The sequence below is a fragment of the Bradyrhizobium rifense genome (assembly GCF_008123425.1).
Lineage (GTDB): Bacteria > Pseudomonadota > Alphaproteobacteria > Rhizobiales > Xanthobacteraceae > Bradyrhizobium > Bradyrhizobium rifense.
The window spans coordinates 206,747-223,263 of sequence record NZ_VSSS01000038.1 but is presented as its reverse complement, the minus strand read 5'-3'; the positions used below and the strand labels follow the sequence as shown (position 1 = coordinate 223,263).

At 59.4% G+C, this 16,517-nt stretch carries 9 protein-coding genes and 4 pseudogenes; 5 read left to right on the top strand and 8 right to left on the bottom strand.

The window, feature by feature from the left end; translation table 11 throughout:
* Positions 1-14: 14 nt before the first annotated feature.
* The 3 genes and pseudogenes from istB to FXB40_RS25630 form a co-directional block, all read right to left on the bottom strand.
* Positions 15-654 (bottom strand): annotated as a pseudogene (gene istB, locus FXB40_RS25640) (IS21-like element helper ATPase IstB); the annotation flags it as partial.
* 15 nt (positions 655-669) lie between these two features.
* The gene (gene istA, locus FXB40_RS25635) at positions 670-2,208 is read right to left on the bottom strand and encodes an IS21 family transposase (protein ID WP_148774915.1); all 1,539 of its coding nucleotides are present in this window, start codon (positions 2,206-2,208) and stop codon (positions 670-672) included.
* A 170-nt stretch (positions 2,209-2,378) separates the two neighbouring features.
* A pseudogene (locus tag FXB40_RS25630) lies at positions 2,379-2,768 on the bottom strand (IS21 family transposase); the annotation flags it as partial.
* Positions 2,769-5,022: 2,254 nt separating this feature from the next.
* Between FXB40_RS25630 and FXB40_RS25625 the strand changes: the two are divergent.
* Positions 5,023-6,348: a DUF3422 family protein gene (locus tag FXB40_RS25625; RefSeq protein ID WP_148774914.1), complete on the top strand. Its 1,326-nt coding sequence runs from the start codon at positions 5,023-5,025 to the stop codon at positions 6,346-6,348.
* Positions 6,349-7,636: 1,288 nt separating this feature from the next.
* On the opposite strand, the gene FXB40_RS25620 is transcribed toward FXB40_RS25625, so the two are convergent.
* Entirely contained in the window at positions 7,637-8,875 is a 1,239-nt protein-coding gene (locus tag FXB40_RS25620) for a cytochrome P450 (protein WP_148774913.1), read from the bottom strand.
* Between the two features lie 418 nt (positions 8,876-9,293).
* Between FXB40_RS25620 and FXB40_RS25615 the strand changes: the two genes are divergently transcribed.
* Both FXB40_RS25615 and FXB40_RS49345 read left to right on the top strand, forming a co-directional pair.
* Positions 9,294-9,455: a transposase domain-containing protein gene (locus tag FXB40_RS25615; RefSeq protein ID WP_246207936.1), complete on the top strand. Its 162-nt coding sequence runs from the start codon at positions 9,294-9,296 to the stop codon at positions 9,453-9,455.
* Between the two features lie 377 nt (positions 9,456-9,832).
* A complete protein-coding gene (locus tag FXB40_RS49345; protein WP_148774912.1) occupies positions 9,833-10,027 on the top strand; it encodes a hypothetical protein in 195 nt (64 codons plus the stop codon).
* A 39-nt stretch (positions 10,028-10,066) separates the two neighbouring features.
* On the opposite strand, the gene FXB40_RS50165 is transcribed toward FXB40_RS49345, so the two are convergent.
* Positions 10,067-10,213, bottom strand: coding sequence for a hypothetical protein (locus tag FXB40_RS50165; protein ID WP_347339780.1), 147 nt, complete (start codon positions 10,211-10,213; stop codon positions 10,067-10,069).
* 154 nt (positions 10,214-10,367) lie between these two features.
* Between FXB40_RS50165 and FXB40_RS25595 the strand changes: the two are divergent.
* Together FXB40_RS25595 and FXB40_RS25590 are read left to right on the top strand one after the other, a co-directional pair.
* Positions 10,368-10,956: pseudogene (locus tag FXB40_RS25595) on the top strand (IS630 family transposase); the annotation flags it as partial.
* Between the two features lie 861 nt (positions 10,957-11,817).
* A complete protein-coding gene (locus tag FXB40_RS25590) occupies positions 11,818-12,885 on the top strand; it encodes a TlpA disulfide reductase family protein (RefSeq protein ID WP_246207934.1) in 1,068 nt (355 codons plus the stop codon).
* A 387-nt stretch (positions 12,886-13,272) separates the two neighbouring features.
* Here the strand turns inward: FXB40_RS25590 and FXB40_RS25585 are convergent.
* The 3 genes and pseudogenes from FXB40_RS25585 to FXB40_RS48110 all read right to left on the bottom strand — a co-directional run.
* A pseudogene (locus FXB40_RS25585) lies at positions 13,273-13,588 on the bottom strand (transposase); the annotation flags it as partial.
* Positions 13,589-14,343: 755 nt separating this feature from the next.
* Entirely contained in the window at positions 14,344-14,913 is a 570-nt protein-coding gene (locus FXB40_RS25580) for a GNAT family N-acetyltransferase (RefSeq protein WP_148774910.1), read from the bottom strand.
* A 1,301-nt stretch (positions 14,914-16,214) separates the two neighbouring features.
* Positions 16,215-16,481, bottom strand: a complete 267-nt coding sequence (locus FXB40_RS48110) for a hypothetical protein (protein WP_187437132.1) — start codon at positions 16,479-16,481, stop codon at positions 16,215-16,217.
* Positions 16,482-16,517: the final 36 nt, after the last annotated feature.

Sequence of the window (16,517 nt, the reverse complement as noted above, 5' to 3'; positions counted from 1 at the left end):
CATCATGAAGTCATCGGCTCGCCGATAACGTCGTGCCAATGTTCGACGGGGACCTGGCTGGTGACGATGGTGGAGGCGCGACCGTGGCGATCGTCGAGGATCTCCAGAAGGTCGCGCCGTTCGGGCGGATTTAGAACTGACAGGCTCCAATCATCGAGGATCAGGAGTTGAACGCGGCCGATGGTTTTAAGCAGTCGGCCATATCGGCCGTCGCCGCGAGCCAGGGCAAGTGCCTCGAACAGACGCGGGACGCGATGATACTGGACCGAACGATTGTCCCGGCAGGCCTTGTGGCCGAGGGCGCAGGCAATCCAGCTCTTGCCGAGCCCGGTTGCCCCTGTGACGAGCAGGTTCTCGTTTGCGGTCGATCCAGTCGCCGCCGACGAGCCTGGCGAAGACGGCGCGATCGATACCGCGTGGCGTGCGCAAATCGACGTCTTCCACGCATGCGCTCTGGCGCAACGCGGCGAACTTGAGACGGGTCGTGAGACGTTTGGTGTCGCGCTCGGCGGCTTCGCGATCGACCAGCAATCCGACGCGCTCCTCGAACGACAGGGCATCGAGATCCGGTGATCGTCGCTGCTCCTGGAGGGCCTTGGCCATTCCGGTCAAGCCGAGCGCAATCAGCCGTTCATGGGTCGGATGTGTCAGCATTGGGGGGTCTCCCTATCAGTGGAAATAGCCCTGACCGCGGATGTTGCCATGGCGCAGGGGCTGGTGGTCGGACGTCTCGTCGAGAAAAGCGCGATCAAGGCCGCTCTTGAGGATCGAACGGATCGAGGCGACGGAGCGAGCCTTGATCAGGATGCCGCGTCGGCAGGCCGCATCGACACGCGCGTTGTCGTAGCTCCTGGCCAGCGACAGGATACCGAGGCAGGTGCGAAAGCCTTGCTCGGGATGCGGCCGGGCCGCGATGACGGCCTGGAAAAACGCCGCGGCAGAGGGACCGATCTTCTCGCCGGCAGCGATCAATCCTCCCGGCGTCCATTTGCCGTAGCGGCGGTGGGCGCTCGGCATATGATCGGCGATGGTGGTATGGCCACGCCGGTTGGGCGCGCGGGCGTGGCTGGCGATCCTCTGTCCCTTGTGGAAGACCTCGATGGTCTTGTCGGCGATGCGGACATCGACGAGTTCACGGATCAGCCGATAAGGGGTGGAATACCAATGGCCGTCGATCTCGACATGATAGTCGGGCGCGACGCGGCAATGCTTCCAGCGCGCAAAGACGTAGGGCTGGTCCGGCAGTTCTCCCAGCTTGGGACGATCGATCTCGGCGAACAGCTCGGTCCGGCTGGAGCCAAAACCGCTCATCTGGCGGGCGTTGAGTTCGACGACGAGGCCGCGGATGGCCGCATTGAGCTCCGCCAGGGAAAAGAAGCGCTGGTTGCGCAGGCGGGCCAGGATCCAGCGCTGGGCGATCCGGACGGCGACCTCAACCTTGGCCTTGTCCTTTGGCCGCCTCGGCCTCGCCGCCAGGATCGCGGTGCCGTAATAACCGGCCATCTCGGCATAGGTTCGGTTGATCCCGGGATCGTAGCGATCGGGGTTGGTCACGGCGGCCTTGAGATTATCACAGACCACGAACTTCGGCACGCCGCCGAGATACCTGAACAGGTTGGCATGCACGCCGATCCAGTCGGACAGGCTCTCGCTTGGGCAGGCCTCGGCGTAGGTGTAGTTCGAGGCCCCCATCGCCGCGACGAACAGCTTCATGGCGCGCTCTTCGCCGGTGATGGGATCGAAGATGTCGATGGTGTCGCCAGCGAAATCGACGAACACCTTCTCCCCACCGAGGTGGGTCTGACGCATGCTCGGCTGCGCCCGCTGCTTCCAGGCCTCGAAAGTCGTGCAAAACCAGGTATAGCCAAAGCCGTCTGGATTGGCGGCGCGATACTCTTCCCACAACAGCAGGCGTGTCACGCTGCGCCGGCGTAGCTCCTTCTCCACATAAACCCAGTCGGGGGACGGTCGTCGGTCGCTTTGCGAGGCAGCCTTTGGCGCCGGGAACAGCAGCAGCTCCAGGCCCTCGTCATCCATGCCCTCCGGCAGCGGCCAGCTCAGCCCGGCAAGGCGGGCGCGACGCACGTAGCCATGCACGACACCATTGCTCACTCCCAACGTCCGCGCGATGACGCGCTCGGTCAGGCCCTGATGCCTCAAACGTAGAACTTCTCGGATCCGGCGCATCGACAATCTCTGGGTAGGCATCAGGCTTCCTCATTGGTTGAATGAGAAATCCGTAGCCCGGCTAAGTTGTCGGCCGAAGCGTCCGGCACCGCCAAACGGTGCTCACGATCGCCTGAAATCGCTCTCACGATCCTCTGAAATCGTTGCTCACGATGCGGTGAAATCCCTGCTCACGATCCCGCGAAACACGCACCAGGCTCATGGATCTGGCGGAAGATGACCTCCTGCTCCTCGCCGTGGATCGCCCGCCAGGCACGGATACGACGTTCCAGGGTACGATGGATACCGGTGCCGAGATCAGGATGACGTCGGAGCATCTCCTCGAAGACCGCGACCGGGCGTATGCCAGGTGCCGACTTCAGGATCGGGACGATCTCGGTCTCGAACACCTCGCTCAACGGGTCCGGTCGTCGCCGGCCGCGGGGAGCCTTCTTTTGCGACGGAAGTCGGGGATCTCTCTCGATCCGATAAGCGGTCGCCGCACTGAATGATGCCTTGGCCGCCGCCACTGGCGGGTTGTCGGTCTGACGGTTCTTCATGTAGAGCCTCATTTGGTGATCTGTGATGTGTCGGCCGGGCAAGCGAGTGATTCCTCTTGGCGGAAGAACCACTTGCATAACCTGCCGGCCGCGATCACCAGTCGGCGCGGTCCCTAGCGGATCGCGCCGACGCCGGGCTCGTAACTCCGGTCGGGCTACGCCCTCCCTTCGTCACGAGCCCGGCGAAACTCTCTCACCTTGATTGACGCGCTCGTCCATCCTGATCGCCGCGCGACAGACCACCTTCAAAAGTGAGGGTCGCAAGCGTAGTGCGCTGCTTCTTGCCGCCTCGCCTCGGGCTTCGTGTCTTTCCGGTCCAAGCCCTTGAAGACCTCGCCTGCGGCGATGGTGGCGGCCTTGCGACATCTCCTCGTCCGGTCTTTGTTTTCGCTGGCCGCCACGCGCCGCGGCTGTCAAGGGTGGCCGAAGGCCCATCGGGGCGGCTCGGGCGATATCACCACGCGCTTTGGCCGGTGGCCATCGGCCAAAGGCCGCTAAGCTGCTTCAATCGCACAAATGATAGCCGTGCAGATACGAGGGGTACTCAGCGCAAGACCCTCGGCGCGTGGCCCAAATATAATGAGAACGCCGCGCACAGCCCGGCCGAACAAGGAGATGGCACAACGAAAAGCCTTGACGCATCGCCCCGTACAAGTCCTTTGACGCCTTGCAGACGCGCGGTGCCTATTCTGCGATCTGTCTTCAAGCTGCCGGTTGCGGAGCTCCTCCGACACGAAACGCTCCGCCCGCTACCCTGCCTCGTCATTGTCGCCGCGGAATGCTGAACACGACGCGCTGGGATGTTGTATCGATGGCAGCAGTCTGCACCAGCGTGATCATCTTATGAAGCCGCCGATCGGGATCTGCGCGCCAGCCTATGACGCCGCGCGCAGCCGACCGCGCACCGCCGGTCCCTCGCTCGGACAATCTGGTGCGGCACGAGCTCAGAACGGCAGTCTGCCGTGACATCGTCCCCCAGCCCGGTCATGAAAGCCCGCAATCGCTTTTCATGAACGGCCAGATACGTGGCGATCGTGGTGAGTGATCGACCAAATAATGGCGGATCACAGCTACGGCCGGCGACTCTCGTGAGCGGAGCGTGTGGACGAGGCAGTGATCGCTAGCGGAAATCTGCGCCTGTCAGGACAAAGAGCCAATCACGACTGAATGCGTTGGGCGGATCTCTCGGCGCTATCGCCGCGATTTCATTGATGTCAGCTTTGTTCGGATCGAGCGCACCGAACGGCCTCTTCGGGAAGTGCCTCCCGGCAATAATCGGTCAAGACGCGACGCTTGCACTACTCTATGCGACAAAGAGAGGACGGCGAGCGCTCTGGGTCCGTGATCCAGTCATCCTCGCTCGATGTGACGTTATCAGCCGTCGGCAAACCTTCCGCGGGTCGGGGCGCGGTCACTCTCCCCGCTCTGCATCGACAATTCCGACGACAGCGTGGCCGCTCAGACAATGGCAGCGGCTGGGCAGCGATCATCTTGCCGAAACAGGCAATTTCCTTTGGCCTGCGCCACCTGCGGATTCTGTCGGAATACAAGCGCGCTTAATGTCTGAAACCCGCCTTCGACTATGTTCGAAAGCCACATTGCGCAAGGAAAGACGCGAGCGTGCCCCTTCTATCGTGCTGGCCCAAATCCTGCACCGGCTCTCCGGGCCAGGAAGTTTGGCGGCGGCAACAGGATGGGAGTCGTGTTTGGGCATCGATCTGTCAATCGAGAACGCGGTAGCCGCACCGGAGGTCGCGTGTCTGCACCCCGCTGGGAGAACGGAAGACGCTGCCGCTTGCAACCGGCGCGCGCAGCGTCGGTCATGTCATCGAAAACCTGTTTTCAGAAGAGGGCCGGCGCATCCTAACTTGCACGGGGCAACCCTTCGGTGGTGGGCGATGTCCGTGGGATTCGGAGACAAACAACCATGTCCACGTCGATCTAAGCATTCGTCGGACAGTGCCGCACGTCACTGCCGAGGTCGCGGAACGGCCTGCTGGCGCACCGCTACACGCATTGATCCACAATGCCGACATTTCGCCATAGACACGGACCGTACCCGACAGACGTCGTTGACGGCGTCAGTCGAAGCCTGGCTGAGGCTGTTTCGCCTCAATTTGCTCGGCCTGATCCTGCTCCCGCAAGACCTCTTTCCCAATCTCAAGGCGACCTCGGTATCGATCTCGACATGACTTGATCGGCGCGCTGCCGCGCGCACCCGGTTTCCAGCACCGCCAATGCCTCTCGCGTCAAGGCTGACGGTTGCTTTCTCAACTCTGAAGCAAGGCGTCAATAAATGATCGATGAACTGGATTTGCGAACCTTCAAGCCGCATCCGCAACGCAACGCCGTGCTCGGCGAAGTGCACGCGCGCCCTTTCACGCGCCTTGTCTCGCCATTCAGCGTGATCCACTTCGCTGTTCTTGCGCAGGGCGAGGCGGCCGCAATCGATCGCTGCCGTTTTATCGATTTCTGCCTGGAGCGCAATCTGCGGCCGCCTGCGCAATCGGCGAAACACCATCAGATTGTCATCGGGCCCGCTATGCTACGCTGGGAGCAGCATTCGGAATTTACAACATTCACCTGGATCTGGACTAACACAAATGGTCCTGCCGCTCACCAATTCAGGAACATTGATGATACCGTCCGATCGCTGATCCGAGCGTTGCGGCAGACGGGTCAATTGCTGGTCGCCATCAGGTTAGAAGTGGAGCAAGGCGCCGCGCCGACCAAGCGCGCCGAACAGATTTTTGACAAGAATAGCCTGGCCATGGTTGCCACAAAGAGCGGTGCAGGCGTTGTCGCCTCAGACTTCCGCGTGGACGAAAACGGCTTTACGAAAATCCTCGTCTGCGACCTCGGAATGACGTCGCACGATCTTGGAGCGCTGGTGCAACGGCTCTTGGAAATCGAGACCTACCGTCCGTTGGCGCTACTTGGCCTGTCGGCGGCCCTTGAGCTTGCACCCTCTGTTGATCGCATCGACCGCCGTCTTGTTCAAGCGCTCGAAGAAATGCAAAGCGGTGAGGGGCTGCAATTCAACAACCATCTGCTTGCCGAGCTGACGGCGTTGGCCGCCTCCTTCGAAAGAGGTGCGACCGGTGGCCTGTTTCGCTTCGGCGCCAGCAGGGCCTATGACGAGCTGGTCCAATCGCGACTATCCATCATTGAAGGCAATGACATCGCGGGCTATCCGAGCTGGTCGTCGTTTCTGGCGCGCCGCATGGCGCCGGCGATGCGGACCTGCGCGACCGTGGAGGAGCGTCAGACGGCCCTGTCGGTCAAGCTCGCGCGTGCCGCCGATCTGTTGCGAACCCGTGTCGACATCGAAATCGAACAACAGAATCATGACCTGTTGCAGGCTATAAATGAGCGCACGAGGCAGCAACTTCGGCTGCAGTGGACGGTCGAAGGATTGTCGGTCGCGGCGATTGGATATTACGTGGTCAGTCTGTTTAAATATCTTGCCGAGGGCGCGCACGATATCGGATTACAAGTAGATCCCTCGTTCCTAACCGCAGTCTTCGTCCCGATCGCCGTGGGCGTGATCTGGCTGGTGAGTTACAAGATCCGAAAGCGACACTTCAAGCACGACGACGCGCCCTCGGTAGCTCGTAACTAATGCCCCTTGGGGAATCAGCGCGTCCGTCCTACGAAGCTCGCATAGTCGAGGTGCGACGCTGCCGCCAGAGCCTCGGCGGGTTAGCCGGTATATGCGCTTTAATTGATCGGGAGGGGGACGTCTCGCGACGCCACCCTTCCCTCACCACCTGGCATACACGGGTCCGTACCGCGGCGGTTCGACCGAGTGAAGCTGGCCGAGGAACCATATTCGGAGAGACCGCGAGCGTCAAAGAAGTGATTGCGCAGGGCGTGCTGCACCGCTGGTGCCCGGACATTCGCCAAAGCCCCGGCGGCACTCGATGCCGCGAACTTCCCGATGCCGAGGCGGCGAAGCTCGATGCATCCCTTGTGCCGATTCTGCCATTGTCGCCAGAGATACATTCGCTGACTTCAGTGAATCCGGGCTTCCAAGTTTGTGAGCACGCCAGATTCAGGCCCCTGGAATTGTCGCCCTTGGCGCATCTGCCCGCCGGTTGATGCCGGCGTCGCCCGCACGTGGCGGCGGGCGCCTAGCAGGCTGCTGAAATATGTACGCCAAAGATAGACTGCCAATTCCACCTTGGCGAAACGGTTCGATGCGCGGGAGCGACGTGTTCATGGAGCAGCTGTTCACGATGAAGCGGTTGGAGGATTTCGTTCCAAAGCCGCGCCAGTCGCGGTCGCCTTGATGGCGACGCTCGAATGCTACGAGCCTTCGCTCGTCGCTTGGAGCATCCTTTCGCGCACAGCGAATGTTTTGATGACTGTCGACGACGAGGACGCAATCAGCGTGATGAAACGTCTGGCATTTCCGAGGGTTAGCTATCGCTGTAGTTGCAGGCGAAAGTGGTGGTGTTGGCCTCGCAGCCGTACTGCAGGCTGCTTCTGACCCGACCTTGGTGGCAAGATTGGTCTTGGACCCAATTGACGGGTCCTTCTGATCAACACCGAGGGCGCGACATATCCTCTCTTGTACGAACAGCTCGTCATCGCGACGCCAGCGCAAGTGACCGCAAGAATATCAAATGGGCCAAGAACATCGTCGGCCCAATTTCCCGAGCGCGTGCGGCGCGCGGCGCCAAGCTCTCCAGTAACAACGATGCGACAATCGGCGGCGTGACGTATCGGAACGGCCGGCCAGAGTCTTCGACCGGATAACGACGCTGTGGCCCTGTCCGCACTCTTCGAAAAAACCACAAGCCCTCAACGCAACGCCGGTGAACTTACCCAGACAACTAGTCTCCACCAGGCCGTGACCTAACCGCCGGTTCTACACGACCAGTGTTGAATGTCGCTCGCAACCGCGACTAACCTGGAATCTGAACCGGCAGTGCGGAATAACCGTGCACAAAATTAGATTCAACTCGCTCCGGTTCGCCGACCACCTTTACCTCCAGAGATCGTTTCAGCATCTCCTCCCACAGGATTTTCAGCTGCAGCTCTGCGAGATGCCTACCCACGCAACGATGAATCCCAAATCCAAATGAGAGATGCTGTCGTACATTTTCTCGATCAATGATGAAGCTGTTGGGGTTCGCAATGACTTCGTCGTCTCGGTTTCCAGAGATATACCACATCACAACTTTATCGCCTCGCCTGATTTTCTTGTGGCCTATCGTCAAATCGTCCACAGCCGTCCGGCGCATGTGCGCGATAGGGGTCTGGTATCGTATAATCTCGGATACCGCCCCGGGCAGTAGCGAAGCGTCATCTCGGAGTTTTCGCAGTTCGGACGGATTTTGGCTCATGAACAAGACGCCACCGCTGATTGAGTTGCGCGTTGTATCGTTGCCTCCAACAATCAGCAGAATGAGGTTGCCCAGGAACTCGCGCGGCTCCATGTTTCGCGTCGCCGGCGAATGCGCCATCATCGAGATCAGGTCAGCGCGCGGTTCGCAATTGACCCGTTCGCTCCAAAGCCGTGTGAAATAGTCCAGGCACTCCGACAGCACCACCTTTCGCTTTTCCCAGCTGTCGATCTGGTCGCCCATTTGTGGCGTCAAGGCAGCTACGTCCGACCAGTAGGTCAGCAACCGTCGATCCTCAAATGGAAAATCGAACAGCGTGGCCAGCATTTGGGTCGTCAACTCGATCGAGACCCTGTCGACCCAGTTGAAGGTATCATTGCGCGGCAAACCGTCCAAGATCTTCTGAACCCGCGAGCGAATCAAGCCTTCAAGATTTTCCAGATTCTCCGATGCCGCTATCGGACTGATAGTCTCACGCTGCTGAGCATGGACAGGAGGACTCATTTTGATGAAACTGGGGGTCCAATATTCCTCCGGCGGGTCGACAATTGTGACGCTTCGCTCTGATGAGAATATTGTGTGATTTGAGTCCACGGCTATGATGTCGCGGTATTTTGTTATCGACCAATATGGTCCGTATGGGCTGTCTTCGCAATAATGGACAGGATCTTCCCTTCGCAGGCGCTCGAAACAAGGCCAAACGGTATCATCCTTAAAGCGCTTGGGCGCGCTTACATCAAGGCGGCTCAGCGGGATATCAGCACTCTCGCAAGCGTTCTCTGCCGATAGTGCTATCATGGTTGCCTCGCGGACATTGGCCTGCAATTTTGCTTGCTCAGCTGAGTGCGCTCTAGAGTTCGCTGGAAAGCTCGGTCGAAACACAACGAGCTTGGGCGGTGCACTAACAATGTGTGACGCATGTCCATGGCTCGGGTTCGCGAGAGCTCTGAAATCTGAAATCATGTTACGGCGAAGTTGGGTCGACCTTGGCTCGGCCCCTGTCGATTAAGAATAATGGCAAAGCGAGCGAAGCTCTCCTATCAGGCTTGGGAGGTGTAACGAACGTGTGTTTTTGTGGTAGTCAGTTCAGGATGCAAGCACTCGCAGCGCAAGCACTCTCAGCTATGGCACGCAGCCGCTTATCCTCATTCTCTCGGGGAGGCACGCCCTTTGCAGCGAACGTGGCGCCGAGAGCTGGGCGACCCTGGAGTCGATCGTGAACACAGCAAAGCTCCATGAGCTCGACCCGCAGGTCTGCCTGACTGACGTGCTGGAGCGCGTCGCCTCCGAGGGAACCAAGAACCATCAGCTGCACGAGCTGCTCGCGTGGAACTGGAAGGCGGCCCGCCAGCGCGCTGCGCAGCAGGCCGCTGCGTGAGCCCACGTCGCCATAAAGCATCGTCGATGACCGCCGCCGCGATGCCGATTGCGTTGCTCGAACGACGGCTCCGGGCTCGCGTCGATCAGCATCCTGCCGCCACAGGTCTTCCCATGCTCGACGGTCACGTCGCTGCGCTCGTGGCCGGACCGGTGTCATGAGCCCGCTCGACTGGATCTGGCCGCTGCTCCATTGATGCCGATGCTTTCAACCACGGCGGCACCCCGGAGTTTGCCGCGATCTCCGCCGTTGCGCTGCGCCATAACCAGATCAGCCAAATCCTTTCGACCACGCATCGCCTGTTCGAGCCGATGCACCGCCGCAAAGGCAATCGCGACGTCGATTTGCGACCTTGGTGTCAGGAGGTTTATGCCGCGATGCGATTCAGACTATCGGCGTGGGCGCCACTGCTGGACGCCAGCAACGTAAATCACGGCCTGCTCCTGCCTATTCTGCTGCACCGTGCCGACGATCAGGGACAGTTGCTGCTCGGAGCACCACAAAGCGGCCGCGAGACGCGGCGCGCCTACGCCGATATTCCGCCGCCCGTCGAGGCCATCCGCCAGTACTAGTGGTTCTGCACAGTGAGTTTGACCGGTTGCGACCGGCGGTCAGATTAGCTCGGGCAGGAGTTTCGGATCAACGAGAACCTCGATGCTGCGAGGAATCCTTGGCTGCCTTGTGATGAGGCCGGCTCCTTCCAGCGTCAGCAGCATCTGGTGAACTGAGGGTGGGCTGACGCGGAAATATTCCTGCATGTCGGTTTCGGCCCGGGGGTCTGCGGTGCAGCCGCGTATAGCGGTTGATAAGGCGAGGTACTGCCCCTGCTTGGGCGTGAAGGGTTCTGCCGAAGGACTCACGCCGGCCATCCGATTCAGTTGTTTGTGCGTGCCTCGAACACGGAGGCACGCCATGAATGTACGCTATCGGGTCGACCTCGGCCAAATCGAGCGCACGGAACTCAGGGCACTGCTCAACGGCGGCAAGCATGTCTCGCGCATGCTCAAGCGAGCGCAGAGTTTGCTAGCCGCCGATGCCGGCGCCAGCGACGAGGAGATCGCAAGGAGCGTCGGGGTGGGCGGCTCGACCGTGTACCGGACCAACGACGCTTCGTGGAAGGTAATCTGGAGCGCGCGCTGAGCGAAGAGCCGCATCCCGGAGCGGAGCGCAATCTTACGAGCAAGGAAGAAGCCTTGCTGGTGGCGACAGCCTGTACCAGCCCACCCCAGGGCCGCGCCCGCTGGACGCTTGAGCTGCTGGCAGGCGCGATGGTCAAGCTCACCGAGCACAGGAGCCTGACGCACGAGACGTTCGGCGGCGCCTGGCCGAAAATGACCTCAAGCCCTGGCGCAAGGACATGTGGTGCATTCCGAAGGTCGATGGCGAATACATCGCCCGCATGGAAGACGTGCTCGAGCTCTATGCCGAAGCGCCCGATGCCAAGCGGCCATTCGTGTGCTTCGACGAAAGCCCGGTGCAACTCATCGGCGAGGCGCGTCAGTCAGGTGTGCATCTCGCGAGTGATCGACCTGATCTGCGAGCGGCACATTGAGCAGGCGCGCAGCTGCACGCATCTACTAGGCCTCACCTCCTTAGGCGATTCACGCGATCGCGAGCGGCAACCAAGTCATGAGGCTCATCTAGGGTCAGTGGTTGTATTGCTAGCGCCGCGAAGCCGTTGGCTTGTTCGCGCGGAGACTGAAGGCGTTGCCGAGGGAACTAAGAAGGTTCGACATATTCGTCGGACAGAATCTTCAGTCAGCCTGGCCAACGCGTTCTCGAGGATGTGGGCGAATGTTAACCAGACAGACCGCGTCCACGGTGCCCATCTACGGGGCATGCAAGCCAATGTGCCGCGGGTTCGAATTCAATATTCTCCGCCCCGCTCTGGCGAGATTGAGTTGGTTTCCCTATGTTCAAGCAATGCTCGCACCAGTTTTCGTGCTTGCGATTCCGATCTCGAGATCGGTCCGCGGTCATCTGGACCGCGCCGACAGGCAGCTTTGCTGGTTCGGTACGGAAAGATAGTGCCGTATCCGATGCTGACCGCTGTTGTCCACGACCGGACCCTTGGAATTTGTCGGTCAGCGGGCACCATCCGTATTCTCACGCGCCTCCTACTGGTGCAGCGCGGCTCGCTGATGCACATCGCAAGACGATCTTCTGGCGGCACGAAGGTCGCGATGCGTGCCCGAAATCCGACGCCGACGCGGCTTGTCGGGTTACATACATGGGACCTTACTGGGCGTGTGGATGTTTTCAAAGCGTTGTCATGTGCTTAGTGCGCACGGACAGCCTGGCACGGTGATTGCTAAAGGTGAACGGACAAGGTCGCGCAACGAGTAACTTTGAAGAGAATTACATGCAGCAGCTATGCTTGGCGTCCCCCGCTCCTTCGCTCAAAGTCGAGAACTGGCTGCGTGGCGCGCCCCTCACGAACTTCCAGCCAGGGAAAGTGTACATCGTCGAATTTTGGTCAACTTCGTGCGGCCCATGTGTGCGGGCGATCCCTCATCTGATAGAGCTGCAATCAGAATACAAAGACGAAGGGCTTGAGGTCGTCGGAATCGCAGCTAGTGAAGAAGCACCAACGCCGGATCAGGCTCGCACCAAGTTGGACGCCTGGTTGACTGAAAAATTCTCAAATCTGAACTATCGAATCGGGTTCGACAGTACGGGCGAAATGAACAAGCTTTGGATGGATGCCAGCTCTTCTCTCGGGGTTCCGACATTGTTCATCGTCGACCGCGACGGCCACATTGCCTTTATCGGTCATCCGATCGACATCGACGCCGTCTTGCCGAAAATTTTCAACGACACTTGGCGCGGCAGCGATGAGGCTAAAGCCACTGATGCGGAACGGATCGCGGCAGACCAACGCCTAGCGCGCGCACTCCCGATCCTCGAGACGATTCAACCGGCAATGGAAGCAAAGGATTGGCCGGCAGCGCTCTCAGCGGTCGAGAAGGGCATTGCCGCCATGCCGGACACTTTCATCTTCCGGCAGATTCATGCGGATCTGTTGCTTCACAAAATGCGCGACACGGCGACCGGTTTTCAGGTTTTACACCAAATGGTTCGAGACGCGATAAAGAAACAGTCAGAGGCTGAGCGTGGGCTGATTTTCGTCATGGAACAACTGTTTGATCGGGAGAACGATAAGGCCCACCTTCCGCGTGCGGAACGCTTTGCGATCGGCAAGGATGTGTCGGAACATATCCTCAATCCTGGGCAAGCCAGCGGTGGCGTCAACTTCTATTCTCATGGGGCGCTCGCTCAGTATTCCTACGAGAAGGGTGACAAGCAACGCGCGATCGAGCTGATAGAGCGGGAAATGACACGACTAGCCGATCCGAAAGTGCCGGACGCTATGAAGAAGTATTATATGCCGCAGTTGCTCCAAACCTTGGCCACCTACAGGGGCGAGTAGGTTTGTTGCAGCGGGTCTTGTTCGATTTCGCAGGAAGAGTCGGCTGGAGCTCCCAAAGTGCAGCCGCAGGAGCAGACATGAAGGGGGATGTTAAGAAGATGCACGATCGGGGCTATGTAAGCGCCTTCGAAGCGCTCGCGACCAGCAGAATCATTCAGGGCGATTGCGACACGCGGGTCACAAGGAAGACCTAGCCCACAACTAGCGATGCGACGCCCTGCGGCCCGTCTTTGCTGGGTGTCTGGTTACTGCTTGGTCGTCCGTGAGCAAGCTTCTAAGCGACTGAGCGGGAGTCGTTTTTTCGGATGCGGAGGCATTGAGATTGCAGGGATTGGGAGGCTGAGGCCACCAAACCCTGCAATTTTGTTGGTAGATTGAACAAAGCCCCTAGCGCGGCAATTGAGGAAGGATCGCACTAATGCCGCGGCACAGAGGTTTTGACTCTTTGGAAGTGGCGGGATAGGCGCTACCCATTTGGCGCGGGTTGTCTGTTGTGAACATCCATTTGATGCTTGAGCGGGCGGCATTTCGCCCTCGCTCCCAGGCTGTGATTTCGCGGCGCAGTCGTTTGGGATTGTCGATCCTGCGATCCAGGCACTGACCGCGCAGGACGCCGATCTCGATCTCGACCATGTTGAGCCAGCTTGCGTGCTTGGGTGTAGTGGAACTCGAGCCGTAGTCTGATACAGGGCGCCGGCCTAGTGGGTCGATAAATTATCCTGCAGTTGGCGACTCTGGATGACGACGGCTTTGCCACTTGCCACGTGAAGTCCAATAAACAGCGCGGCCACACAATCGGCACTGGGAGCGCCCAAGCTGCGAAGGGTCACAAGGAAACGTAATTCACCGCGGCAAGCTCACGCCTGCGTTCAGTAAGTCCTTATTGAACGCCCTTTCTAGCGGCCAACCAGCCTATCCGCTTGCCGAGGCGGAGCACGGCCCGACGCATGTCATTCGACGTGGGACGTAGTTGCGGGGTACCTCGGGTTTACCAGCCCAGCAAGAGAGGTCGCCGGTAGCTCTGCCGAGATTCAGGAAGTGGTCTCGCGATTTACGTGGAAGACTGATCGCCCCAATGCACGGGTCTTTTTGATCAACACCGAGGGCGCGACATATACTCGTGTACGAACAGCTCGTCAGTGCGACGCCAGCGCAAGTGAGCGCGAAGAATACTAAATCGGCCAAGAACAAGTCAACGGATGGGGCGAGCTCGTGAGCCTTTCGTAAGCCGTCCGATCCGTACGCCCTGGGAGACTGGCCAGGTACAGATGTTTCATCGCCGCGCAGAGGCTGGCCCTGCGCGGCGCAGCGTTCATGTCCCTTCGAGCTGGGCGCGCGGATCAGCTCACTCAGAATAAGGGGTTTGAGATGCGCCGGTGCTCTCCGATTTGGCGGACGGACTCAAATCCGGCATCACCAAATCCATCGCGAGCCAACAGGGTGCCGGCACATCGACGCTCACGCAAATGTCGAAGACGAATCCGGGATACAGCGGCTTGGCGCGCGTTGCCGCCGAGGAGCTAACCGCGATCTCCCCGCTGCACTACGTTTCGCACGATGACTAGCTAAGCCGCGTAATGGCAACTTGAGGCGTGGGCCGATTTCTGCAAAGCCGGCCTTCAAGTACAATGCTGAGCAGGGACTACGGCTCCATATGGGCTGCCTCGGCGCCCCCACCTCAAGCTGGCCCCAGCCCTTTAGCGTACCCAGGTCCACCGCAGCCTCAATGAGACGCATCGCGACCCCAATCGAGCGCTGCTCCGGCACCACGTAGAGTTCGGTGATAATGCCGTAGGTTCCGCCCGCAAAAAGGGCGGCGCTTTCCGACAACATAATGAGGCCGACCGGGCGTCCCTCCATGAATGCCAGAAACCCATAGATGCGCTCTTTCATGGCCAGTAGGTCGACAACAAGCTGGGTATCTAGTCCGCCCTGCTTTTGTCCGCCCTCAAGTTCGGCAAGCAGAGCAGCAACCATGTGGGTCACCGTTGTGGCGTCATCGACAGAGACTTCACGCGTGGTCACCATGTCATAACCTCTTCCAAGTTGAACCAACATACGACCTCGTCCGGCGGCGCATCGGCGCAGGGGCTGCCGTAGCACCCGATTCGAACAGATATGCCGCACGGTTGACGGTCAGATGACGTCTCAGGTCACACTGAGGTGATAGCGTCTTCGTGTCGCTCCCAGCCACAAATATCTCAGAAAATCGAAAGATAACTTGTCGAACATTGTAATAGTCGCACGGAGCGCTCTCGAACTTTGGACCTGCGTATCGCCCCATATCGTGTTCAAACTCGTACATTGCAGCAGTGCGGCTGACCGCTTGCGAACACGGATTTGGACCTACTTTCCCCATTTTACAGCAGCTCGAGCGGCAGGCCGACCAGCGATGTTTCCGGTCCAATTCCGAGCAATGACGTTCAGCGGCCCCATTGCGATGGCTGCGCGCGAGCGTCATGAGCGTCGCTGACCAGCAGCATTGCCCGAAATCAATGCTCTCAGAAACCTGTCCAACGCGCGAGTCCAAGACAAACTGTTTTTCTTATGTTCAGACAATCAGTTTTCTCTAATTTCTCGTCTGACGCGCCATTTGTTGCCGCGACGTAGAACATCTCGGACATCCGATGACGGGTGCAATTTGGTCGTTCAGCTCGCGATTGAGGCCAGCTTCTCTCGTGTTCTTCGAATCGAATATGCCCCCTGACAAAGCCGGGTTCTCGGCGAGCCATCGCATTTCGGTTCAATGCTTTCCGAGAGTATCGTCAGGCCGTATCGTGCGAGATCGTCTCTATCATTCCCTTCGAATCTGCTGTTGGAAGACTGTTCTAATGCTTGCGGACACGGGTTACAGCGTAAGACGGTCTCGGCATTTCAGCAGAAGAAAGCTTAGGTTACCGATGACGCGGCGGGCTACTGCCATTCCAGAACAAGTACTGCTGCACGATGGAGGTGCCGGGCTATGCGCGCCTAGCACTCCTGCCAGCGCGCAAACGGCAAAGAATGAGGCAGACGTCCGAAAATAACCTACTACGTCGGTTTGCGGTTCGTAGCCTTCCACTGACAGAGCGGGCCCGAAACGGCTGAGGCGCGATTCGCCTCCATCACTGCGCCGGCTAGGATGAACGAAGGCTTAGTTCATTCGGGATTACTCCATTCTGCGGCCGCCGTGACATTTCCGTATCAATGCGTATCGGCATTCCTCTGCAGCTGCGCAGTCGGAACGATGTGAACGAAGTGATGGCCTTTGTCGTGCGGCTACCGTAGGAAGGCGGGCATCATCGCGGCGGTATGCCTTTGCGTCGTGAAACAGAATGATGCCCCTCCCCTCAGCGTTGAATCGGCTGATGATGAGCTTCAACTCCCGGCCCGGGGTCATTGCCTCCCAGTCGCTGGCCCACAGGTCCGCTCCAAACACGACAATGCCCCGATCCAGGAAGCAGATCGAGCGTCTTAGGCGTCGAGTCGAAATTGCGGAAGCGGAGGAACGGCGTCGATGGCGCAATTGTCGATATGCCATGGAGCGCCATTTCGTCAGCCGCAATCCTGCGGTCGATGTCCTCTTTAGCCTTCTCGAAGCTGATCTTCGACGCCATCGAATGCGACCATCCGTTGTGCGCGAGGGTGTGGCC